Source organism: Streptomyces albofaciens JCM 4342 (genome assembly GCF_008634025.1).
GTDB lineage: Bacteria > Actinomycetota > Actinomycetes > Streptomycetales > Streptomycetaceae > Streptomyces > Streptomyces albofaciens.
In genome coordinates this window covers 2,236,054-2,258,043 of the sequence record NZ_PDCM01000001.1, presented here as the reverse complement: position 1 = coordinate 2,258,043, position 21,990 = coordinate 2,236,054, and the positions used below count along the sequence as shown (strand labels likewise).

The 21,990-nt window shown below is 72.0% G+C and carries 18 protein-coding genes; 9 read left to right on the top strand and 9 right to left on the bottom strand.

Annotated features, from left to right (window positions below):
- Window positions 1-95 precede the first annotated feature (95 nt).
- The 3 genes from CP973_RS10215 (at window position 96) to CP973_RS10205 (ending at window position 4,638) form a co-directional block, all read left to right on the top strand.
- Window positions 96-1,748 carry a multicopper oxidase family protein gene (locus CP973_RS10215; protein ID WP_150239499.1) on the top strand — a complete coding sequence of 551 codons (1,653 nt, stop codon included), beginning with the start codon at window positions 96-98 and terminating at the stop codon, window positions 1,746-1,748.
- An 88-nt stretch (window positions 1,749-1,836) separates the two neighbouring features.
- Complete coding sequence (locus tag CP973_RS10210; RefSeq protein WP_150239497.1) at window positions 1,837-3,606, top strand: NAD+ synthase; 1,770 nt, start codon at window positions 1,837-1,839, stop codon at window positions 3,604-3,606.
- A 141-nt stretch (window positions 3,607-3,747) separates the two neighbouring features.
- Window positions 3,748-4,638, top strand: a complete 891-nt coding sequence (locus tag CP973_RS10205) for a class I SAM-dependent methyltransferase (RefSeq protein WP_167538309.1) — start codon at window positions 3,748-3,750, stop codon at window positions 4,636-4,638.
- 98 nt (window positions 4,639-4,736) lie between these two features.
- On the opposite strand, the gene CP973_RS10200 is transcribed toward CP973_RS10205, so the two are convergent.
- The 4 genes from CP973_RS10200 to CP973_RS10185 all read right to left on the bottom strand — a co-directional run bounded on the left by CP973_RS10200 (window position 4,737) and on the right by CP973_RS10185 (window position 9,845).
- Window positions 4,737-5,951: an MFS transporter gene (locus CP973_RS10200; protein WP_150239493.1), complete on the bottom strand. Its 1,215-nt coding sequence runs from the start codon at window positions 5,949-5,951 to the stop codon at window positions 4,737-4,739.
- Between the two features lie 274 nt (window positions 5,952-6,225).
- Window positions 6,226-7,233 (bottom strand): endonuclease/exonuclease/phosphatase family protein, encoded by a 1,008-nt coding sequence (locus tag CP973_RS10195; protein WP_425281997.1) that lies wholly within the window; start codon window positions 7,231-7,233, stop codon window positions 6,226-6,228.
- A 231-nt stretch (window positions 7,234-7,464) separates the two neighbouring features.
- Entirely contained in the window at window positions 7,465-8,229 is a 765-nt protein-coding gene (locus tag CP973_RS10190) for a TetR/AcrR family transcriptional regulator (protein WP_244409364.1), read from the bottom strand.
- Window positions 8,226-9,845 carry an MFS transporter gene (locus CP973_RS10185; protein ID WP_150239489.1) on the bottom strand — a complete coding sequence of 540 codons (1,620 nt, stop codon included), beginning with the start codon at window positions 9,843-9,845 and terminating at the stop codon, window positions 8,226-8,228. The genes CP973_RS10190 and CP973_RS10185 overlap by 4 nt, the downstream gene beginning before the upstream one ends.
- 201 nt (window positions 9,846-10,046) lie before the next feature.
- On the opposite strand from CP973_RS10185, the gene panB reads away from it, so the two are divergent.
- Window positions 10,047-10,967, top strand: a complete 921-nt coding sequence (gene panB / locus CP973_RS10180) for a 3-methyl-2-oxobutanoate hydroxymethyltransferase (protein WP_150239487.1) — start codon at window positions 10,047-10,049, stop codon at window positions 10,965-10,967.
- A gap of 122 nt (window positions 10,968-11,089) precedes the next feature.
- Here panB and CP973_RS10175 read toward each other — a convergent pair whose 3' ends face one another.
- Together CP973_RS10175 and CP973_RS10170 are read right to left on the bottom strand one after the other, a co-directional pair.
- Window positions 11,090-11,419 carry a branched-chain amino acid transporter permease gene (locus CP973_RS10175; protein ID WP_150239485.1) on the bottom strand — a complete coding sequence of 110 codons (330 nt, stop codon included), beginning with the start codon at window positions 11,417-11,419 and terminating at the stop codon, window positions 11,090-11,092.
- A complete protein-coding gene (locus CP973_RS10170) occupies window positions 11,412-12,164 on the bottom strand; it encodes an AzlC family ABC transporter permease (RefSeq protein WP_208853160.1) in 753 nt (250 codons plus the stop codon). Before CP973_RS10170 ends, CP973_RS10175 begins: the two co-directional genes overlap by 8 nt.
- Before the next feature lie 63 nt (window positions 12,165-12,227).
- Between CP973_RS10170 and CP973_RS10165 the strand changes: the two genes are divergently transcribed.
- The 3 genes from CP973_RS10165 (at window position 12,228) to CP973_RS10155 (ending at window position 14,668) form a co-directional block, all read left to right on the top strand.
- Entirely contained in the window at window positions 12,228-12,686 is a 459-nt protein-coding gene (locus tag CP973_RS10165) for an Lrp/AsnC family transcriptional regulator (protein ID WP_150239481.1), read from the top strand.
- Between the two features lie 87 nt (window positions 12,687-12,773).
- Window positions 12,774-13,829 carry an ATP-binding cassette domain-containing protein gene (locus CP973_RS10160; protein WP_150239479.1) on the top strand — a complete coding sequence of 352 codons (1,056 nt, stop codon included), beginning with the start codon at window positions 12,774-12,776 and terminating at the stop codon, window positions 13,827-13,829.
- Entirely contained in the window at window positions 13,826-14,668 is an 843-nt protein-coding gene (locus tag CP973_RS10155; RefSeq protein WP_150239477.1) for an ABC transporter permease, read from the top strand. The genes CP973_RS10160 and CP973_RS10155 overlap by 4 nt, the downstream gene beginning before the upstream one ends.
- 24 nt (window positions 14,669-14,692) lie before the next feature.
- Here the strand turns inward: CP973_RS10155 and CP973_RS10150 are convergent, their stop codons facing one another.
- On the bottom strand, window positions 14,693-18,067 hold the full coding sequence (locus CP973_RS10150; protein ID WP_150243397.1) for an AfsR/SARP family transcriptional regulator: 3,375 nt from the start codon (window positions 18,065-18,067) through the stop codon (window positions 14,693-14,695).
- 244 nt (window positions 18,068-18,311) lie between these two features.
- Here CP973_RS10150 and CP973_RS10145 point away from each other — a divergent pair, with 244 nt between their 5' ends.
- Window positions 18,312-19,124, top strand: a complete 813-nt coding sequence (locus CP973_RS10145; RefSeq protein WP_150239475.1) for a site-2 protease family protein — start codon at window positions 18,312-18,314, stop codon at window positions 19,122-19,124.
- A 36-nt stretch (window positions 19,125-19,160) separates the two neighbouring features.
- On the opposite strand, the gene CP973_RS10140 is transcribed toward CP973_RS10145, so the two are convergent.
- Both CP973_RS10140 and CP973_RS41375 read right to left on the bottom strand, forming a co-directional pair.
- Window positions 19,161-20,336: a methyltransferase domain-containing protein gene (locus CP973_RS10140; RefSeq protein WP_244409363.1), complete on the bottom strand. Its 1,176-nt coding sequence runs from the start codon at window positions 20,334-20,336 to the stop codon at window positions 19,161-19,163.
- Window positions 20,333-20,461: a hypothetical protein gene (locus CP973_RS41375; RefSeq protein ID WP_280119003.1), complete on the bottom strand. Its 129-nt coding sequence runs from the start codon at window positions 20,459-20,461 to the stop codon at window positions 20,333-20,335. Before CP973_RS41375 ends, CP973_RS10140 begins: the two co-directional genes overlap by 4 nt.
- Window positions 20,462-20,818: 357 nt before the next feature.
- Between CP973_RS41375 and CP973_RS10130 the strand changes: the two genes are divergently transcribed.
- Entirely contained in the window at window positions 20,819-21,985 is a 1,167-nt protein-coding gene (locus CP973_RS10130) for a helix-turn-helix transcriptional regulator (protein ID WP_150239473.1), read from the top strand.
- Window positions 21,986-21,990: the final 5 nt, after the last annotated feature.

Here is a 21,990-nt window from a genome sequence, read left to right as displayed (position 1 = left end):
GCGGCCGGCCGCCGACGCCTGCGCGCGTCCGCGGCCCGGCCCCCGCGCTCACCGCTCACCGACAGACCGACTTCACCACGAGGTGTTTCTTCAGCATGCGTACGCACACCCGCCGCGCCGTGCTCGGCGCGGGCATCGCGGCCGCCGGCAGCGGCCTGCTCGCCGCCTGTTCGACCACCGGCCAGAAGGGCGGCGCGGACCACACCGGCCACGGCGCCGCAGGCGACCCGGACCGGGCGCCGGGCGGCTACGTCTCCCCCGACGGCCCGGAGGTGCGGGCCGCCGAGGCCGAGCGCGGCTCCGGCCCCGTACGGAAGGTCGCGCTGACCGCCACCGCCGCCGGGCTCGACCTGGGCGGCCGTACGGTGAACAGCTGGGCCTACGGGGACGGCCTGCCCGGCAAGGAGGTACGGATCACCGCGGGCGACACCCTGGAACTGACGCTCGCCAACCACCTGCCCGAGGCCACCTCCCTGCACTGGCACGGCCTGGCCCTGCGCAACGACATGGACGGCGTACCGGACGTGACCCAGCGCCCGGTCAGGGCGGGCGGCTCGTTCACGTACCGCTTCGCCGTCAGCCACCCCGGCACGTACTGGTTCCACCCGCACTCGGGCGTGCAGCAGGACCGCGGCCTGTACGCGCCCCTGATCGTCGAGGACCCGAAGGAGCCGCTGAAGTACGACAAGGAGTGGGTCGTCGTCCTGGACGACTGGGTCGACGGGGTGGACGGCAGCACGCCGGACGCGGTGCTGGCCGAACTGTCCAAGGGGATGGGCGGGATGGACCACGGGTCCGGATCCGGGGGCATGGATCACGGGTCCGGGTCCGGCGGGATGGACCACGGTGGAATGGACCACAGCGGAACGGGCCACGGGGCGCACTCGATGGGCGGCCGCAAGGCGCCGTCCCCCGGCGGCCCCTCCCGCATGCTGATGGGCGCCACCAGCAAGCTGCTCGGCGGCGACGCGGGCGACGTGGACTACCCGTACCACCTGGTCAACGGCCGTACCCCGGAGGACCCGCAGACCTTCCGCGCCAAGCCCGGCGACCGGATCCGCATCCGCTTCGTCAACGCGGGCGGGGACACCGCCTACCGCGTCGCGCTCGGCGGCCACACCATGACGGTGACGCACACCGACGGCTACCCCGTCGCCCACGCCGCCACGGACGCCCTGCTGCTGGGCATGGGCGAGCGCTACGACGTGGTGGTCACGGCCGAGGACGGCGTCTTCCCGCTGACCGCGCTCGCCGAGGGCAAGAAGCGCACCGGGCTGGCCCTGCTGCGCACCGGCGACGGCGCGGCGCCCGACGCGTCCGTACGGCCGAAGGAACTGGACGGGCGGCTGCTGACGGCCGACCGGCTCAAGGCCGACGGGTCGGTGCGCCTGGCGTCGCGCGCGCCGGACCGCACGATCCGGTTCGACCTCACCGGCTCCATGGCGAAGTACGACTGGGCGGTCAACGGCAGGAAGTACACGCCGCAGCAGCGCTATCCGGTGCGGGCCGGGGAGCGGGTACGGCTGTCGTTCCGCAACAACACCACGATGTGGCACCCGATGCACCTGCACGGGCACACCTTCGCGCTGCCGGACGGCGGGCCGCGCAAGGACACCGCGATCGTGCTGCCGGGCCGCCGTCTGGACGTCGATCTGGACGCCGACAACCCGGGGCTGTGGATGCTGCACTGCCACAACGTCTACCACGCGGAGTCCGGGATGATGACGGTCCTCGGGTACCGGAGGTAGGCGGTACGGGGTACCGGGCCGGCCTGCCCGGCAGGCAGTCGGTCCGGCCTCCCGGCGAGCCGCGGGCCGGGCCCCTAAGCTCGGCCGCGTGCCTCGCCTGCGGATCGCCCTGAACCAGACCGACGCCTGCGTCGGGGACCTCACCGGCAACGCCGAAACGATCGTGCGGTGGACCCGGGAGGCCGCCCGGCGGGGCGCGCACCTGATCGCGTTCCCCGAGATGGCGCTGACCGGCTACCCCGTCGAGGACCTGGCGCTGCGGTCGTCGTTCGTGGAGGCGAGCCGGGCCGCGCTGCGCGCGCTCGCCGCCCGGCTCGCCGACGAGGGCTGCGGGGACGTCCCGGTCGTCGTCGGCTACCTGGACCGCTGCGAGCAGGCGCAGCCGCGGTACGGACAGCCGGCGGGCGCCCCGCAGAACGCCGCCGCCGTGCTGTACCGGGGCGCGGTCGCGCTCTCCTTCGCCAAGCACCACCTGCCCAACTACGGCGTCTTCGACGAGTTCCGGTACTTCGTGCCGGGCGGGACGCTGCCCGTGGTCCGCGTGCGCGGCGTGGACGTGGCGCTGGCGATCTGCGAGGACCTGTGGCAGGACGGCGGCCGGGTGCCCGCGGCCCGGTCGGCCGGTGCGGGGCTGCTGGTCTCCGTCAACGCCTCGCCGTACGAGCGGGACAAGGACGACACCCGGCTGGAGCTGGTCCGCCGGCGCGCCCGGGAGGCCGGCTGCACGATCGCGTACCTGGCGATGTCCGGCGCGCAGGACGACCTGGTCTTCGACGGCGACTCGATCGTGGTGGACCGGGAGGGCACGGTGCTCGCGCGGGCGCCGCAGTTCGAGGAGTGCTGCGTGGTGCTGGACCTGGACCTGCCGGCCGCCGCGCCCCGCGCGCCGTCCGGGGTGGTGGACGACGGGCTGCGGATCGAGCACGCCGTCCTGACGCCGGACCCGCTGCCCGACGACGCGCTGACCGACGACGCGCCGCGGGAGACCGGCGGGCAGGCCCCGCGCCTGGCGGACACCGAGGAGATCTACGGCGCGCTGGTCGCCGGGCTGCGGGGGTACGTCACCAAGAACGGGTTCCGCAGCGTGCTGCTCGGGCTGTCCGGCGGGATCGACTCCGCGCTGGTCGCGGCCATCGCCTGCGACGCGCTCGGCGCCGGGAACGTGTACGGCGTCTCGATGCCCTCCCGCTACTCCTCCGAGCACTCCAAGGAGGACGCGGCCGAGCTGGCCCGGCGTACCGGGCTTCGGCTGCGCACGGTGCCGATCGCCCCGATGTTCGACGCGTACATGGCATCACTGGAGCTGACCGGGGTCGCCGAGGAGAACCTCCAGGCCCGGCTGCGCGGCACGACGCTGATGGCGCTCTCCAACCAGGAGGGCCACCTCGTCCTCGCGCCCGGCAACAAGTCCGAGCTGGCGTGCGGCTACTCGACGCTGTACGGCGACGCGGTGGGCGGCTTCGGTCCGATCAAGGACGTGTACAAGAGCGATGTCTTCCGGCTCGCGCGCTGGCGCAACCGGTCGGCGGCCGATCAGGGGCGTACACCGCCGATCCCGGAGAACTCGATCACCAAGCCGCCGAGCGCCGAGCTGCGCCCCGGACAGGTGGACACCGACTCGCTGCCCGACTACGAGATCCTCGACGCGATCCTGGAGCTGTACGTCGACCGCGACCAGGGGCGCGAGCGGATCGTCGGGCGCGGATACGAGGACGAGCTGGTGGTGCGGGTGCTGCGGATGGTGGACGCGGCCGAGTACAAGCGGCGGCAGTACCCGCCGGGCACGAAGATCTCCGCCAAGGGCTTCGGCAAGGACCGGCGGCTGCCGGTCACCAACCGGTGGCGGGAAGCGGTCTGAGAGGCCGCTCGCCGAGCCGCCCCGGGGCCGGTGTGCGGCCGGGGCGCGGAGCCGCCGGGTGCCGCCCGCGACTCTAGGGATTTATGCGACCCGAGTGGGGTGTGGTGGCAGATCGAACTTCTGCCCCCGAAGGGAGTGTCCGTGGTGTTGAACAAGGTGAAGACGATCGGCAAGGCCATCCAGGCCGTGGCCACATCCGATCCCGACACCCGCGTTCGACGGCTGTATGAACTCGCCGACCCCGAGAAGCAATTCGCGCACCGGACCACCCGGTACATCAACATCGGCTACTGGAAGGACGGCACCGCCGACCCGGACCGGGCCGGTGAGGACCTGGCCCTCGAACTCGCCGGAACGGCGGGCTTCGAGCCGGCCGACACCGTCCTCGACGTCGGCTTCGGCTACGGCGAGCAGGACTTCGCCTGGCTGCGGGCCAACCGGATCCACAAGGTCCACGGTCTGGAGGTGAGCCCGCGCCACGTCGCGGGTGCCCGTGCCCAGGCCGAGTCGGAAGGACTGCGGGACCGGGCCGACTTCCGCGTCGGCAGCGCCACCGGGCTTCCCTACCCGGACGGCATGTTCGACCGCGTCGTCGCCCTCGACTCCGCTCTGCACTTCAACACCCGCGGCGCCTTCTTCACGGAAGCGCTGCGGGTCCTGAAGCCCGGCGGCGTCCTGGCCGCCATCGACACCATCCCGCTGAGCGGCGCCACCCCGCGGACCGACTTCAGGTCCTCGCGCCTGAGCCTGTACCGGTTCAGCGTGCCGGACGCCAACTGGTACGACCGGCACACCTACACCCGGCGGCTCCTCGACGCCGGATTCACCGACCCGGACGTGACCTCGATCCGCGACCGGACGTGGGAGGGCTGGTACCGCTACTGGACGGGCCTGGTCAGCGACCCGGAGGCCCTGGGGAAACTGCACCCCGAGGCCGCGCGGGAGTTCGTCAAGGAATGGAGCGACCACCGGCGCATCCGGCGGGAGGTCGACCTGCTCGACTCCGTCACGGTCTTCGCGCGCAAGCCGTAGACCGGTCTGCGGGCCGGCGGACGGGGGCCGCACACGGCGGAGGGGCCGCGCCGGTACGCGGTACGGCGCGGCCCCTCCGGGCGGTACGGGACGCGGCCTCAGCCCACCCGGTCCGGCAGTTCCGCCGGCACCTCGTCCTCGCTGCTCGCGACGACGCGGGAGGAGGCGGCGGCGCCGCGGTCCAGCAGGCCCGCGGTGACCGCGATGCCCAGGCCGATGACGGCCAGGACCGCGCCGACCAGCGCCGGGGAGGTCCAGCCCCAGCCCGCCGCGATGGCCACCCCGCCGACCCAGGCGCCGCCCGCGTTGGCCAGGTTGAACGCCGAGTGGTTGGAGGCGGAGGCCAGGGTGGGCGCGTGCTGCGCCTTGCGCATGACCAGCATCTGCAGCGGCGTGGTGGTCATGAAGCCGACCGCGCCGAGGATCACGACGCAGATCAGGGCCGCCCACTTCACGTGCACCGCGAAGGTGAAGACCACGAGGGTCGCGGCGAGGGCCGCGAGCGCCCCGTACAGCGTGGGCCGCAGCGCGCGGTCGGTCAGCGGCCCGGCGGCCAGCGCGCCCAGCGTCATGCCCGCGCCGAACAGCGCCAGGACCAGCGGAACCGACCCCTCGGCGAAGCCGGAGACCTCGGTCATCATCGAGGCGAGGTAGCTGTAGACGGCGAACACGCCGGCGAAGCCGAAGACCGCGGTGACCAGGCCGAGGACGACCTGCCGGTTGCCCATGGCGCGCAGCTCGTGGGCCACGCCGCCGTGCTCCTCGCGCGGCATGTGCGGGACCAGCCGGGCCAGCGAGGCCATCGCGACCAGCCCGATGGCGGCCACGACCAGGAACGTCGCGCGCCAGCCGAGGTGCTGGCCGAGCAGCGTCGCGGCGGGCACGCCGACGATGTTGGCGACGGTCAGCCCGAGGAACATGGTGGCCACCGCGCGGGCCTGCCGGCCTTCCTTGACCAGCCGGGCCGCGACCACCGCGCCGACGCCGAAGAACGCGCCGTGCGGCAGCCCGGCGAGCAGCCGGCCCGCGATCAGCAGGCCGAAGTTGGGCGCCAGGGCCGAGGCCAGGTTGCCGACCGTGAAGACCGCCATGAGCAGCAGGAGCATCCGCTTGCGCGGGACGCGCGCGCCGAGCGCGGTCAGCAGCGGGGCGCCGATGACGACACCGAGGGCGTAGGCGGAGACGAGGTAGCCGGCCGTGGGCACGGACGTACCCAGGTCGCCCGCGACATTGGGCAGCAGGCCCATCATCACGAACTCGGTGGTGCCGATGCCGAAGGCGGAGACGGCCAGCGCGAGCAGCGCCAGGGGCATGAGAGACCTTTCGAAAACGGTGCGTACGGACCCCCGGGCGCGGTGGTGCGACGAGCGGTGCGCAGGGGGTCCGTACGACGGTGCGAGCTGGATTGTCCGTAAGTTCTTCTACGGAACAAAGTCTCTCAGGCCATTCATTCCGACGGGAGAACGGAATGTTGCGGAGGAGGGGCGGGCCACCCGGGCCGGCGCACGGGCGGACGCACGCGGACGGCCCCTGACGGCCGGGGTGGAAGCACGCTCACCCCGGCCGTCAGGGGCCGCACCGGCTTTGTCAGATCTTGACCGAGGCGGCCAGCGGAAGGTGATCACTGCCGGTCCGCGGCAGCGTCCAGGAGGACACCGGGTCGATCCCCTTCATCATGATCTGGTCGATCCGCGCCATCGGGAAGCCGGCCGGGAAGGAGAAGCCGAAGCCGTCGCCCGCCGCGCCCTGGGCCGAACGCATCTGCGCGGTGACCGGGGCGAGGGAGCGGTCGTTCATCGTGCCGTTGAGGTCGCCCAGCAGGACGACCTGCTTGACGCGCTCGCGGGAGATCGCCTCGCCGAGGGCGGCCGCGCTGTTGTCGCGCTGGTTGGCGGTGAAGCCCGCGTTGAGCTTGACCCGTACCGACGGCAGGTGCGCGACGTAGACGGCGACCTCCTTGCCGCCGGGCGTCTGGACGGTGGCGCGCAGCGCCCGGGTCCAGCCCATCTTGATGTTCACCGGCGCCGCGTCGGACAGCGGGTACTTGCTCCACAGCCCGACCGTGCCCTGCACCGTGCGGTACGGATACGCCTTGGCCAGCCCCTCCTTGTACTTGGGCAGCGCGTCGCCGGTCAGCTCCTCCAGGGCCACCACCTCCGCGCCGGACTTCACGATGTCCCTGGCCGTGCCCGCCGGGTCGGGGTTCTCGTCGCTGACGTTGTGGGTGACGACGGTGAGGTTGCCGCCGGTGCCCTTCTTGTCCGTGACCTGCCCGCCGAAGAGACCGACCCAGACGACCGCGGGCAGCAGCAGCGCGACGAGCGCGGTCGTGGAGCGGCGCAGCACGGCGGCGATCAGCAGCACCGGGATGCCGATCAGGCCGAGCCACGGCAGGAACGTCTCCAGCAGACTGCCCAGGTTGCCCACCGTGTTGGGGACCTGCGCGTGCAGCAGCATCAGCAGCCCGAGCAGGACCGCCAGTACCGCGAGCACGATGCCCCGCCGCCACATGCCCTCCGGACGCCACCAGTCGCGCAGGCGCCGCGCCCGGGAGGCATTCCGCTCAGGGTCGTGGCCCTGCCCCGACTCCGTCATGTATGCCTGCGCCATGCCGCCGTCCTCACTGCCTTGCCTCGTGCGCCCCACCTGTGGTCTCCGACCCTAGGCGATGGCCTGTAATGCCTTTTCTTACAACTGATGACGGCCCGCTCAGGGCGTGAGGTTCCTGGGCGCGGGGCCCCGGCGGCGGCTGTGACAGAACGGGCATAGTCCCGTCATGGAGCGGTCAGGTACGGGCATGGACCGGGCACACGGCGCCGCACGCGTTCAGACACGCGGCCGTACGCCGTACAGCACCGTGTCCACGATCTCCTCGGCCAGCCCCGGCGGCAGGTCCGCCCATTCGTGGAGCACGGCCCGGGACAGCACCGGGCCGACGAAGAGGTCGGCGAGCAGGTCGATGTCCCGGTCCGTACGGATCTCACCGCACGCCATGCCCCGCCGCAGCACGGACAGCAGCACCTCGCGGCGGGCCTGCACGACCGTCTCGTGGTACTCCCGCCAGAGCGCCGGCTGCGCCTTGACGTGCGTGACGATGGTGCGCAGCAGCGCCGAGTTGCGCTTGGCCAGGCCGCGGATGCGCAGGAACTCGATGATGCCCACGAGGTCGTCGCGCACGGACTCGCCGGCCGGCGGCGGGATGTCGGTGTCCAGCGAGCGCATCACGTCGAGCAGCAGCTCGCTCTTGCCGGGCCACCGCCGGTAGACGGTGGCCTTGCCGACGCCCGCCTCCCGGGCGATGCGCTCCATGGACAGCTCGCCGATGGAGACCCCGTCCTCGATCATGCGCAGCACGGCCTCGATGATCGCGGTGTCGGCGGCGGCGTTGCGGGGGCGGCCGCGGCGCGGGTCGGGGGCCTGGGCCTCCGGGGCGGGGACCTGCCTCTCCGGGGCGGGGGCTTGCGTCTCCGGGGCGGGGGCCTGCCTTTCCGGGGCGGGGGCCTGCCTTTCCGGGGCGGGCGCGGCCGCCGCGCCTGCCGGCGTACCGGCTTCCGCTGTCCCCGCCGCGTCCGCGTCCGCCGTCCGGTTCATGACCGTGCTCCCGCCTTTTCCTGCTTCGCCCGGTCCGTACCGCGCGCACCGCCACCCATCCTGCCCGGCAGGAAGGCCGCCACCACCACCGCGCCGAGGACCGCGACACCGGCGGAGGCGAGCGCGGTGACGTGCATGGCGTGGATGAACGCGTCGTACGCGTCGGCGATCAGCCGCTCTCCGGCCGGTCCGAGGTGCCGGGCGACGCCGAGCGTGGCCTCGATGGACTCGCCCGCCGCGTGCCGCGCGCCCGCCGGCAGGCCCGGTACGGAGTTCAGCGTGCCGTCGATGCCGTCGCGGTAGACGGTGGACAGCAGCGAGCCCAGGACGGCCACCCCGAGCGTGCCGCCGACCTGCCGGAACGTGTTGTTGAGGGCCGAGCCGGAGCCCGCCTTCTCGCGCGGCAGGGACTGCATGATCGAGACGGTGACCGGCGGCATGATGTGCGCCGAGCCGGTGCCCTGGAGGAAGAAGAGCACCTCCAGCACCCAGATGGGGGTGTCGGCGTCCAGCAGCAGGAATCCGGCCATGCTGGCGGCGACCAGCAGCATCCCGGCCGAGCAGACGACGCGCGAGCCGAAGCGGTCGACGGCGTGCCGGGCCCTCGGCGAGAAGATCATCTGGGACACGGCCAGCGGCAGGATCAGCAGGCCGGCCTGGAGCGGCGTACAGCCGCGCACGCTCTGGACGTAGAAGACGACGAAGAACGTGACGCCCAGCATCGCGAAGAAGACCAGCGCGATCGCGCCCACGGCGGCGGAGAAGGCCGGCTTGCGGAAGAGATTGACGTCGATCGACGGGTGATCGATCCGCTTCTCGTACAGCACGAAACCGACCAGGACGAGCAGACCGCCCAGGACCGTACCGAGCACCTGCGGGTCGGTGAAGTCGGCCAGCTGCCCGCCCCTGATGATCCCGTAGACCAGCAGCACCAGGCCGACGACGGAGAGCAGCACGCCGACCGGGTCCAGCTTCCCGGGCCGCGGGTCCTTGGAGTCGGGCACCAGGACGATCATCGCGACCAGAGCGACGAGCACGATCGGTACGTTCACGAGAAAGACCGAACCCCACCAGAAGTGGTCCAGCAGCAGACCGCCCGCGATCGGGCCGATCGCGATGGCCAGCCCCACGCCGCCCGCCCAGATGCCGATCGCCCTGGGCTGCTCGTCCCGCTCGAAGACGTTCATCAGCACGGCGAGGGTGGACGGCATCACGAAGGCGCCGCCCAGCCCCATCACCGCCCGGAAGGCGATCAGCTCCGCCGGCGCCCCGGAGAAGGCCGCCAGCACCGAGCCGACACCGAACACCACCAGGCCGAAGAGCAGCACCTTCTTGCGGCCCAGCCGGTCACCGAGCAGTCCCGAGGTGAACAGCAGGCCCGCGAAGACGAGCGTGTACGAGTTGATCGCCCACTCCAGCTCGCTCTGCGTGGCGCCGAGGCCGGTGGGGGCCGGGGTGGCGATCGTCTTCATCGCCACGTTGAGGATGGAGTTGTCCAGCACCACGATCAGCAGGCTGAGCATGAGGACGGACAGGATCACCCAGCGGCGGCGGTGGATGTGCTCGGGGACGTGCCGGGGCGCGGCGGATATGCCGGCGGGTTCGGAGCTGGTCATGGGGTCAGCGTACGCCTATTTCGATACGAGGCCGTTCCGTATCGGAGGGGGTGGTTCCGCATCGCCGGGAGCGGGGCCCGCGGCCGCCCCACGGGACGTGGTCCGGCCCGCCCTTCCGCTCCCCGGGCCCGCGTGCCAGCATGGAAGGGAGTCCGGAGACGCCGTCAGGGCGCTTCGAGATGACGAACAGGAGCCGTCACCATGACGCAGCTTTCGCCTGCCCAGATTCCGGCCGCGGAGGGCACCGCCGCGACCGGCGGGGCCGCGTCCCCCGCCAAGTCCGACAGCAGCTCCACCAAGGCGCTGTACGGAGGAAAGAGCTCGCGGCGGGTCACCGTGCGCGACATCGCCGCCGCCAAGGAGCGCGGCGAGAAGTGGCCGATGCTCACCGCCTACGACGCGATGACCGCCTCCGTCTTCGACGAGGCCGGCATCCCGGTGCTGCTGGTCGGCGATTCGATGGGCAACTGCCACCTCGGATACGACTCCACCGTGCCGGTCACGATGGACGAGATCACCATCCTGTCCGCGGCGGTCGTCCGCGGCACCAAGCGCGCCCTGATCGTCGGCGACCTGCCCTTCGGCGCCTACCAGGAGAGCCCGGTCCAGGCGCTGCGCAACGCCACCCGCCTGGTCAAGGAGGCCGGCGTCGGCGCGGTCAAGCTGGAGGGCGGCGAGCGCTCCGCCCACCAGGTCGAGCTGCTGGTGTCCGCCGGCATCCCGGTCATGGCCCACGTCGGCCTGACGCCGCAGTCCGTCAACGCGTACGGGGGCTACCCGGTGCAGGGCCGCGGCGAGGAAGCGGCCCAGCAGCTGCTGCGCGACGCGAAGGCCGTGCAGGACGCGGGCGCCTTCGCGGTCGTCCTGGAGGCCGTACCGGCCGAACTGGCCGCCGAGGTCACCCGCTCGCTGCACGTCCCCACGGTCGGCATCGGCGCGGGCGTCGGCTGTGACGCGCAGGTCCTGGTGTGGACCGACATGGCCGGCCTGACCAGCGGGCACGTCCCGCGCTTCGTGAAGCGGTACGCCAACGTGCGCGAGGTGCTGGGCAACGCGGCCAAGGACTTCGCCGAGGACGTCGTCGGCGGCGCGTTCCCGGCGAAGGAGCACAGCTTCCGCTGATCCCGGTCACGGAGCACAGCCTCCGCCGAGATGAACGAAGGCCGGACGGACGTCCGCGAAGAAGGCGTCCGCCCGGCCTTTCCATACGGCGGCGGCCGTGGCGAAGATGGCGACCGCGACGCTCAGTGCGTGAAGACCGCGCTGGCGAGAACCACGTGCACGGCCGTGCCGCCGAGGATGCTCAGCAGCGCGTTGCGGCGCCACAGGTGCAGGCCGACCGTGACGGCCAGGGCTATCAGCGGGGCCAGGCCGCGCGCGTGGGTGACGGGAAGGTCGCGCAGGCAGTAGGCGAGCAGGATCACCATGACGCCGGCGGGCATGCGGGCACTGAGGTACCGGACGGTACGGCTGGCACGCAGGGGCGTGAGGGCCGCGAAGGGCAGGGCACGCAGGCCCCAGGTGACGGCGGCGGTGACGAGGACGGCGGCGACGGCGTAGCGCGGGTCAGGCATGGCTCGGCTTCTTGCTGGTGGTGAGCTGACGGGCCAGGAGGGCGGCGGCGAACAGGGCGAAGGCGGCCAGGAGCATCTCTCCGGGGAACAGGATCCGGGCGCCGAGGGCGCTGAGCAGCGCGAGCCCGGGGGTGGACAGGTCGCCGCGCATATCCCGTACGGCGTCGATGGCGAGGACGGCGAACAGGGCGGTCAGGGCGAAGTCCAGGCCGGTGACGCTTTCCGGGATGAGGGAGCCGAGCAGGGCTCCGGCGATCGCGCTGCCCGCCCAGGACAGATGCAGGAAGAACTGCATCCACAGAATGCGGCGGCCGGGCCAGGAACGGGCCTGTTCGCGGGTGGCCAGTACGTACGCCTCGTCGCACAGCGCGAAAGTGGCGTACGTCTTGCCGAGGCGGCCGGATATGCGGTGCACGGGAAAGGACAGCGCGTAGAAGACGTGCCGGACGTTCACCATGAACGCGGACAGCGCGATGGCCGCCAGCGGGGCCGCGGCGGTGACCAGGCCGATGAGCAGGAACTCGAACGAGCCGCCGAAGGCGAGCGCCGCGGACAGCCCCGCCCACCACCAGTCCAGCCCCGACTGCGTCACCAGGGCCCCGAACGCGAGGCCGAGCGGGACGAATCCCAGAACGGCGCCGGCGGATTCTCTGAACGCCGCGAGCGCCTCGGAACGTTCCGCGGACACGGGGACATCAGGTGCGGGCCGAGGACGGCCCCCGGTGACGGCAGGGCTTGTTTCCATGGGCGAAATCTTAGAAAGAATTCCGCCTTATATGGTTTCCTCTTATCGCTCTATAATGGACCGGTGCGCAATGAAATAACCCTTGATGCGGTAGACCGGGAAATTCTGTTTCACCTCCGGCGGGACGGGCGGCTGACCAACGTCGAGCTGGCCAAGCGCGTCGGCCTGACCCCGCCGCCCTGCCTGCGCCGGGTCAAGCGGCTGGAGGAGGCCGGTGTCATCGCCGGATACCGGGCCGTCGTCGACCCGCAGGCGATCGGCCGCGGGCTGGAGGTCTTCGTCGCCGTGGAGATCTACGCCCAGGACCGCAAGAGCTTCGAGGAGTTCGAGGCCACCGTGGCCTCCTACGAGGAGGTCATCGAGTTCCGCCGCATGTACGGGCGCCCCGACTACTTCATCCGCGTCGCCGTGGCCGACCACGCCGCCTACGAAGCCTTCCTGACCGGCCGGCTCAGCTGTCTGCCCGCCGTCCTCCGCCTCGAATCCCACATGACCATGAAGGAGATCGAGACCGACCGGTGAGGCGGCGCGGCCCGCCGGCGACGGCCCGACCTCGGCTGTCGGCCGGCTGTCGGTCGTTTGTCAGTGGGGGCTGTCATCGTGAGGGGCATGACGCGAAAGACGACATCCAACGGCGCGGGGAACGCCGTCGAAGTGCGGGGGCTGGTCAAGCACTTCGGCGAGGTGAAGGCCGTGGACGGGGTGGATCTCGATGTGCGGGAAGGCACCGTCCTCGGCGTGCTGGGGCCGAACGGCGCCGGCAAGACGACGCTGGTGCGCTGCCTGTCCACACTGCTGGTGCCGGACGCCGGCACGGCGACCGTGGCCGGTTTCGACGTGGTGCGCCAGCCGCGCGCGCTGCGCCGCACGATCGGCCTCACCGGCCAGTACGCCTCGGTCGACGAGAAGCTCTCCGGCCGCGAGAACCTGTACATGATCGGCCGGCTGCTGGACCTCTCCCGCAAGGACGCCCGCGCGCGGGCCGACGAGCTGCTGGAGCGGTTCTCGCTCACCGAGGCCGCCGGCCGGGCCGCCGCCAAGTACTCCGGCGGTATGCGCCGCCGCCTCGACCTGGCCGCCTCCATGATCGGCAGGCCCGCGGTGCTGTATCTGGACGAGCCGACGACCGGTCTCGACCCCCGCACCCGCAACGAGGTGTGGGACGAGGTCCGCAGCATGGTGCGCGACGGCGCCACGGTCCTGCTCACCACCCAGTACATGGAAGAGGCCGAGCAGCTGGCCCATGAGCTGACGGTCATCGACCGCGGCCGGGTCATCGCCGACGGCAAGGTCGACGAGCTGAAGACCAAGGTCGGCGGCCGTACGCTCCAGATACGCCCGGCGCACGCCGCCGAGCTGGACCGGATGGCCGGCGCCATCGCGCAGGCCGGCCTGGACGGCATCGCGGGCGCCACCGCCGACCACGAGGACGGCGTGGTCAACGTCCCGATCGTCAGCGACGAGCAGCTGTCCGCCGTGGTCGGCATGCTCGGTGAGCGGGGCTTCGTGCTCTCCGGCATCAACACCCATCTGCCCAGCCTGGACGAGGTGTTCCTGGCCATCACCGGCCAGAAGACCTCGGAGGCCGCGGGCGGCGGCCCGCAGGACGGTCCGCAGGACCCACAGGGCGTTCAGGACAAGCAGTACGAGGAGGTTCCGGCATGAGTGCCGCGACGGTGGCGGCGCCGGGCAAGCCGCAGCGGACGGGTGCCGACGAGGGCCGGATCGGCCTGCGGGCCCATGTGCGCCACACGAGCGCCCTGATGCGCCGCAACGCGATGCAGATCAAGAACGACCCCGAGTCGATGATCGACGCCCTGCTGATGCCGATCGTCTTCACGCTGCTGTTCGTGTACGTCTTCGGCGGCGCGATGGGCGGCAGCCTCGGCGGCAACCGCTCCGCGTACGTGAACTACATCATCCCCGGCCTGCTGGCCATGGGCGGTCTGAACATCGCCATGTCGGTCGGCTCCGGCGTCAACGACGACTTCAACAAGGGGGTGATGGACCGCTTCCGCACGATGCCGATAGCCCGCTCCTCGGTGCTGACGGCGAAGATGGTCGTGGAGTCCGGGCGGATGCTGGTCTCCACCGTCATCCTGCTGGTGCTGGCGTTCCTGATCGGCTTCGACCTGAAGACCGGCCCGCTGGAGCTGCTGGCGGCCGTCGCCCTGGCGCTGCTCTTCGGCTCCTCGCTGACCTGGATATTCATGCTGCTGGGCCTGACCATGAAGACCCCGCAGGCGGTGCAGGGCGTCGGCTTCATGGTCCTGATGCCGCTGCAGTTCGGCTCCTCCATATTCGCCCCGCCGACCACGATGCCGGGCTGGATGGAGGCGTTCACCAAGGTCAACCCGCTGTCGAACCTCGCGGACGCGGCACGGGCCCTGATGAACGGGCAGGGCGCGGTCGCCCAGCCGGTGCTGATCACCCTGGCCTGGACCGCCGGCATCACCCTGGTGTTCGCGCCCCTGGCCGTGGCCAAGTTCCGCAAGAAGACCTGACGCGTCACCTTCGCCCGGCTCGCGTCAGATGAGAGCGGCGGCTTCTTCGAGAGAAAGGCCGCCGCCTTCGGCGTGGGCCCGCTCGTAGGCGGCGTCGTCGAGGACCGCGCGGACCTCCGCCTCGGCGCTCGCCCGGTTCTTCCGGATGATCCGCGGCGGCCGGTGGGAGTTGCTGCGCAGCGCGTCGTAGGCACCGATCAGCCGCGCCGCGTCCGCCGCGCCCGCCTCTCGCCGTACGCCCAGCACCGCCCGCGCGCCGGTGAGCAGTTGGACGACCGGCAGGTCCGGCGCGACCACCTGCACCAGCTCGTCCCGGAACTTGGGCATCGCCGTGCGGAAGCGGGGCAGCACATCGTCGAAGCGCCCTTCCTCGATGTCCAGGCCGACCAGTGCCGCGATCACGACGCCCTGGAACAGCTGCGGGGCCCGCTGCGCGAACAGCTCCCGCACCTCTTCCAGGTGGACGCGCGCTTCCCGCAGCCGCCCGACACAGGTGAGGTGCATGGCGAGCGTGAGGTGCGCGAACGGTGCCGCGTCCCGGCCGCTGTTGCCCTTCTTCGCCTGTTCGAGCACTTCGCGCAACAGGCGCTCGCCGTCCGCCTCCGCCCCTTCCTCGATCAGGACGTTGCCGAGCCGGGTCCGCAGCAGCAGGATCTGGCCGGACGCCCCCAGTGCTTCGGCGTAGCGCATGGCCTCCCGGTAGTCGTCGGCCGCGAGCGCGTACTCGCCCCGCCCCTCGCGGGCCTCGCCGCGCCCGGCCAGGGCTTCCGCCGCGCCCCACGCGTCACCGAGCCGGACGAAGATCTCCAGGGACTCGTCGGCGTCCTGGCGGGCCTGGGCCAGCCCGTCCCGGCGGTCGTTGAAGATCTTGGCGCGCAGCTGGAGGACGTACGCCAGCTCCCAGTCGTAGCCGTACTCCCGGCAGGCGCTCACCGCCTGGTGGACGAGGTGCGCCAGGTCGTCGAAGCGGCCCGTCATCATCATCGCGTAGTACCACAGGACGCCCGGCACCTTGCACGTCTGCGGCATGCCGCTGCGGTACGCGGCCAGGATGCCCATCAGCTCCTCCCGCCGCTCCGGGTTGCCCAGGACCGCGATGTCGCTGTCCGAATTGGACAGCCCCACCAGCCGGACCTCGCGACGCGCCTCCTGCAACTGCTCCGGATCCATCGGCGGCGGCGCGTCGATGGGCCGCGCGTACAGATCGGGCGCGGGCACGACGGGCGGCGCGAAGGGATCGGGGCCGAGCGCCGCCACGGCGGCCGACCAGGCGCGGGCGTCGGCGCGGTGGTCGCGCAGCGACCAGAACCACTGGAGGGACAGCACCAGGCACAGCGCCTCCTGCTCGTCGCGGACGGCGACGGCCCGGCGCAGCGCGGTCCGCAGGTTGTCGTGCTCCAGCTCCAGCCGCTCCAGCCAGGCCCGCTGGGCCGGTCCGCGCAGCAACGGGTCGGCCGTACGGGCCAGTTCGCGGTACGCGACCAGGTGCCGCCGCTCGGCCGCGGCCCGCTCCCCCGCCTCGTCCAGCCGCTCACCGGCGTACTCCGAGACGGTCTCCAGCAGCCGGTAGCGCATCCGTCCGTCCCCGCCCGGCGCGGCGACGACCAGCGACTTGTCGATCAGCGACCCGAGCAGGGCGGCGACGTCGCGGGGAGCCACCGGACCACCCGTACCCCGTTCTCCCGCCCCGTCCGCGCAGACCACCTCCGCCTGGGCGAGGTCGCACCCTCCGGAGAAGACGGACAGCCGGCGCAGCACGGCGCGCTCGGGGTCGTCGAGCAGGTCCCAGGACCAGTCCACCACCGCCCGCAGCGTCTGCTGCCGGGGCAGTACGGTACGGCTTCCGCTGGTCAGCAGCCGGAACCGGTCGTCCAGCCGGTCGGCGAGCTGGCGCGGGGTGAGCAAGCGCAGCCGGGCCGCGGCCAGTTCGATGGCGAGCGGCAGCCCGTCGAGCCGTCGGCAGATCTCCGCGCACGCGACCGGGTCGTCCTCGACGCGGAACCCGGGCCGGGCGGCCGCACCACGGTCCGCCAGCAGCCGCAGCGCGACCGGGTCGGGCAGCGGTTCCACCGGCCGCAGCGCCTCCCCCGGCACGGCCAGCGGCTCCCGGCTGGTGGCCAGCACGGTCACCCCGGGACACTCGGCCAGCAGCCGGTCCGCCAGGTCGGCGGCGGCGCCGATCACATGCTCGCAGTTGTCGAGGACGAGCAGCATCCGGCGGCTCGCGCAGTGCTCGGCGAGGCGCGCCATCGGGTCGTACGTGGTCGGGTCGGCGGCGGCGCGCAGTTCGTCGGCGGTGGTGCGTACGACGGTCTCACGCGCCCCGAGCGCGGTGAGCACCGCCTCCGGCACGGTCTGCGGATCGTCCACGGGCGCCAGCTCCGCGAACCACACGCCGTCCGGCCACATCCCGGGCGCCGCGGCGGCCGCCGCCTCGGCACTCTCCTGCGAGAGCCGCGTCTTTCCCGCCCCGCCCGGCCCGAGCAGCGTCACCAGCCGGTGCATGCCCAGGTCGGCCCGGATCACCGCCAGGTCGTCCTCCCGCCCGACGAAGGAGGTGGGACGGGTACGAAGATTGCCGCGGCGAGGGGCCGGGGCCGGATGATCGTCAGCCGCTTCCTCCGCCTGGCGAGCCACCGCCTCCCCCGCCGGAGCCACCGCCTCCCCCGCCGCCTGCTCCTCCTCCTGCAACAACCCCATGTGCAGCGCGCGCAGTTCGGGACCAGGTTCCGTGCCGAGGCGGTCGGCGATGGCGGCCCGTACCGAGGCGTACGCATCGAGCGCTTCGGCCGTGCGCCCCGCCGCCCGCAGCGCGCGTAGACGCAAGACCTGGAGCGGTTCGTCGAGGGGATGGTCCTCGCACAGGGCCGTCAGCGCGGGCAGGGCCTGGCCGGGCCGGCCGAGGGCGACCTCGGCGGCGAGCCGGGCACGCCGGGCCTCCAGGTGCGCACGTTCGGCGCGGGCGGCCTCACCCGCCGCCTCCGGGAGGTCGGCCAGCGCCGGGCCGCGCCACAGCGCCAGAGCGTCGTCGAGCAGCGCGGCGGCCTTGACCGGATCGCCGTCGGCCAGCGCCACGGCCCCCTCGTCCGCCAGCTGCTCAAAACGGTGCAGGTCGACGTCGGCGGGGACGGCACAGAGCCGGTACCCGCCGGGTACGGAGGCGATCGCCTCCCGGCCGACGGACCGGCGCAGCCGCGCGATCAGCGCCTGCAACGCGCCGGTCGCGTCGGCGGGCGGCTCCGGGCCCCAGATGTCGGCGATCAGCAGCTCGGCGGTGAGGGCCCGGCCGGGGCGCAGCGCGAGCGCCGTGAGCAGCGTGCGCAGGCGGGGCCCGCCGAGGGCGACGGGCGTCCCGTCGCTCCGGTGGGCCTGGGCCGTACCGAGGATTCCGTAGCGCACCGGACCATTGTCCTGTACGTACGATCGGTTCACGGCCCACACTCCCCGCGCGCCACGGCCCCGTACGGCCCGTCCCCCCGCCGGGCCCGCCCGGAGCACCCCGTCCGTCCCGCCCCCGTATCCGTCATGGGGCCAGCCTGCCCGGAACTCCCGGCCCGCCGCCTGTCGTTTTCCGTGCACGGTCGCCGCGTCCGTGGATTACGGTCGTGACTGCCTGTCACAGCGAAACCGGGAGCACCACACGATGACCACAGCAGCACAGCGCGCCGACCGCCGCGTCAGCCCGGTCTTCCTCGCGCTCGTCGCCGTCATGGCGGTGTCGGGGTGGGCCGTCTGGACCGGACGCCTCGCGGCCAGCCCGGGCTTCGCGGTCTTCCTGTTCGTCGTCTCCGGGTGGATCGTCTCGCTGTGCCTCCACGAGTACGCCCACGCCCGTACCGCCCTGCACAGCGGCGACATCTCCATCGGCGCCAAGGGCTACCTCACCCTCAACCCCCTCAAATACACCCACGCGCTCCTCAGCATCGTCCTCCCGGTGATCTTCGTGATCCTGGGCGGCATCGGCCTGCCGGGCGGCGCGGTCTTCATCGAACGCGGCCGCATCCGGGGCCGCTGGCGGCACAGCCTGATCTCGGCGGCCGGCCCCCTGACGAACGTCCTCTTCGCCGCGGTCGTCTCGGCCCCCTTCTGGCTCGGCGCCATGGACGACGTCCCACGCGACTTCCGCTACGCCCTGGCCTTCCTGGCCCTCCTCCAGGTGACCGCCGCCATCCTGAACTTCCTCCCGGTCCCCGGCCTCGACGGCTACGGCGTCCTCGAACCCTGGCTCTCCCACACCATCCGCCGCCAGGTGGAACCCTTCGCCCCCTTCGGCCTGATCGCCGTCTTCGGCCTGCTGTGGGTCCCGGAAATCAACCACGTCTTCTTCGACGCGGTCGACGCGATCCTCCGCGGCCTCGGCGTCAGCAACTGGGACACATACTGGGGCCAGGAACTGTTCCGGTTCTGGCAGGGGGAACCGCAGATTCCGCAGGTGGGTGGGGCAGGGGGGGCGTAACCGTACGGGCCACCGCCTCCCGGCGCCCCCGAACGGTCAGCCCACCACCGACACCGGCCTGTCCGGCGAATCCAGCCACACCCACTCGCCGCCCCCGTCCACGGTCAGCCCGAACCGCTCAAACCCCGGCCTTCCCCGCCCCTCCCACCAACGATGGGCAGCAACCACTTCATCCCACAGCCGCCGGGGACCGCTCTGATAAACCTCGAACTCCACACACCCCGGTACGTAATCGACCGTCGCCCACGAGGTGACAGCCGTATCCCGGAGCCACAACGTATAGGAGCCGTCCTCGTACGGTTCCATCCACGGAAACGCATTCGGCACTTGCACCCCGATGGCGAACATGACCGGCCAGTCCCCCACCGCATCCGGGGAAAGAAAGGTCGTACCGCGCACCCCATCCGCCGGCCAATCACGACCTCCGAGATATTCCCGTACGTGTTTACGGACGGAACGCTGAGCACGCAGCCGCATAAATGCCGAGGCCCCCACAAACCGACCCGCCGCCGTCCCGTCTCCGGCCACGGAAAGCCGGACCACCGCCTCGCCCCCGTAGACCGGCCCCCAAGGGGCGACCACAATCCCGCCCGGCTTCGTCTGCGTCACCCATGCCCGCGGCACACGGCCGATGGAACACGTGGCGATCACGCGATCGTACGGTCCGCCCTCGGCGTATCCCTCGGCCCCGTCCCCGACGACGGCCAGCGGCTCGAACCCCGCCTCCGCAAGGCGCCGCCGCGCGTCCCGGGCGCTACCTTCATCCACCTCCACGGTGACGACATTCTCCGCCCCGACCCGGTGGGACAGCAGCGCCGCGTTCCACCCGGTACCGGTGCCGATCTCCAGCACCCGATGCCCCTTTTCCACGCTCAACGCGCCCAGCATCGAAAACACCATCGTCGGCATCGAACTGGAACTGGACGGAATGCGCCCCTTCCCGGGCCCGGTGTACTCCCCGTCATCCCATTGCGTCGTAATCGGCGCGTCACGATGAACAGCCACCCACCACGCCTCGGGCTCCTCACCACGCATCACCCGATCACCCTGCCGATTTCCACCCCCACGACCGGGCCAGATCACCTCGGGCACAAACCGATGACGCGGCACCGCCTCGTAGGACGGCAGCCAGTCACTCGTCAGCGCCCCCTTCCCCATGAGCACAGCGGCGAGCCCTTCCGGACCCGCCGCCATTTCCTCGTGCACGGTCACCGGCCTTCCGCCGGGCCCTGGCCGTCGTTCGTGTTGCCGCCCTCGTCCGAGCCGCCGCCCCCGTGCTTGTTGCCGCTGTCGCTGTCGTCCTGCGGATTCCCGTTCTTCGTCAACCACCAAGCCACGACGTACGCTCCTCGCCTGTGCTGTACCGGACCGGGACCCACTCCCGCACCACTAACGTCCCCCTGAACAACCCGGTGACGCGGGTGCCGACGAATCTCATTGCTCGCTTCCACGGCCACGAAGAGATGCCCCGCATCCCGCGCCCCCTCCCGCCGCGCGGCCTCCGCCGCGCAACGGGCGCAGCCGTCCCTCGGAATGGGGTTGATGTCTCCTGCGAACGGATCCAGCAGGTGGACGGGGGGGGGTCGAGGGTTCCTCGGTATTGGTTCATGAGGCAATCGTGTCGCCACGCCACCACGTACAACAGCCGCCCCATGCCGGCCTCTTGTCGGCCCCGTGTCGGCCAGTATGGAGTCATGCCGGAAAACATCGGGGCTCGCATCCGTCACCTCCGGGGCGAGCGCTCGCAAGCGTGGTTGGCGCGTGAGGTCTGCAAGGCCGCCGGTGTCTGCGGCGATCCTGTGACGCGGAAGGAAGTCAGCAGGTGGGAGACGGGGAAGCGGGTTCCCCGGGAATGGCTGCCCTTCATCGCCGCGGCCTTGGACGTTTCGGTGGGGCGGTTGCGCGAGGACGTGCACGAGCGCGTGCCGCTGCTGCGTCTGAACGAAACGCGCGGGGCCGAGTACGCGCAGGCGATCCGGGAAGCGTCCCAGCGGCTGATCTTTCTGGACAACGAGTTGACGGGAATGCCGATCGCCGAAGTGGCGGCACGTACCTTCAAAAGCGTGCACCGGCGGCTGGGAGACGGCGACTACGACAGCACGTACGGACGCGACATCAGATCGGCCGCGAGCGAGCTGGCCGAGGTCGCCGGCTGGGCCCTCTTCGACGCCGAGCTGCACGACGCCGCGCGGCGTTTCAATCAAGAGGCGCTGTTTCTGGCGAAGCTGTCCGGCGACCGGTCGATGGAGTTGCTCATTCTGCAGAACATCGCGATGCATTCCGGCTGGCTCGGCCGCTGCCGCGAGGAGCTGGCCGTGGCGCGTGCGGTCATCGAGCAGGACCGCCTGTCGCCCCGGGTCGAGGCGATCTTCCGCGTGCGGGAGGCGAAGGGGCTCGCGGGCTGCGGTGCCCTCGCCGAGGCCGGTCGCTTGTTCGACAGGGCGCGGTCGCTGCTGGAGTGCGACGGCACGTCTCAAGATCCGGCGTGGTCGTGGTGGATCCTGACTGATGAGATCGACGGGCATCACGGACACGCCATCCAGACCGCGGGCGACCACGCAGGGGCCGTCCCTTTCCTCCAGAGCTCCGCGGAGCAGCGAGGCGGACCCGTCGTCGGGCATCGGGGCATGGCCGCCGCCCGACTCCTGGACTGCCTACTGCACCTCCGCGCGTGGCGCGACGCCGAAGAGCTGGTGGCCGCGATAGTACCCACCGTCGGTGAGACCGCGTCCGTACGTACCCGGCGGCTGCTGGACGAGGCCGTACGCAACGGCCTCGCCGCCACCGGAGCCCCACCCGCGCTCCGCGATGCCCTCAAGCACCTCGGAGACGCCGTGCGCGCCGATCCGTACGCGCTCTGACCAGG

Bases quoted from the DNA above. Each gene is read 5' to 3' on its own strand.
- CP973_RS10215 (WP_150239499.1), top strand. From the start codon at position 96: ATGCGTACGCACACCCGCCGCGCCGTGCTCGGCGCGGGCATCGCGGCC.
- CP973_RS10185 (WP_150239489.1), bottom strand. From the start codon at position 9,845: ATGACCAGCTCCGAACCCGCCGGCATATCCGCCGCGCCCCGGCACGTC.
- panB (WP_150239487.1), top strand. From the start codon at position 10,047: ATGACGCAGCTTTCGCCTGCCCAGATTCCGGCCGCGGAGGGCACCGCC.
- CP973_RS10130 (WP_150239473.1), top strand. From the start codon at position 20,819: ATGCCGGAAAACATCGGGGCTCGCATCCGTCACCTCCGGGGCGAGCGC.
- CP973_RS10170 (WP_208853160.1), bottom strand. From the start codon at position 12,164: ATGGAAACAAGCCCTGCCGTCACCGGGGGCCGTCCTCGGCCCGCACCT.
- CP973_RS10200 (WP_150239493.1), bottom strand. From the start codon at position 5,951: ATGCCCCTGGCGCTGCTCGCGCTGGCCGTCTCCGCCTTCGGCATCGGC.
- CP973_RS10145 (WP_150239475.1), top strand. From the start codon at position 18,312: ATGACCACAGCAGCACAGCGCGCCGACCGCCGCGTCAGCCCGGTCTTC.
- CP973_RS10155 (WP_150239477.1), top strand. From the start codon at position 13,826: ATGAGTGCCGCGACGGTGGCGGCGCCGGGCAAGCCGCAGCGGACGGGT.
- CP973_RS10195 (WP_425281997.1), bottom strand. From the start codon at position 7,233: ATGACGGAGTCGGGGCAGGGCCACGACCCTGAGCGGAATGCCTCCCGG.
- CP973_RS10190 (WP_244409364.1), bottom strand. From the start codon at position 8,229: ATGAACCGGACGGCGGACGCGGACGCGGCGGGGACAGCGGAAGCCGGT.
- CP973_RS10175 (WP_150239485.1), bottom strand. From the start codon at position 11,419: ATGCCTGACCCGCGCTACGCCGTCGCCGCCGTCCTCGTCACCGCCGCC.
- CP973_RS10160 (WP_150239479.1), top strand. From the start codon at position 12,774: ATGACGCGAAAGACGACATCCAACGGCGCGGGGAACGCCGTCGAAGTG.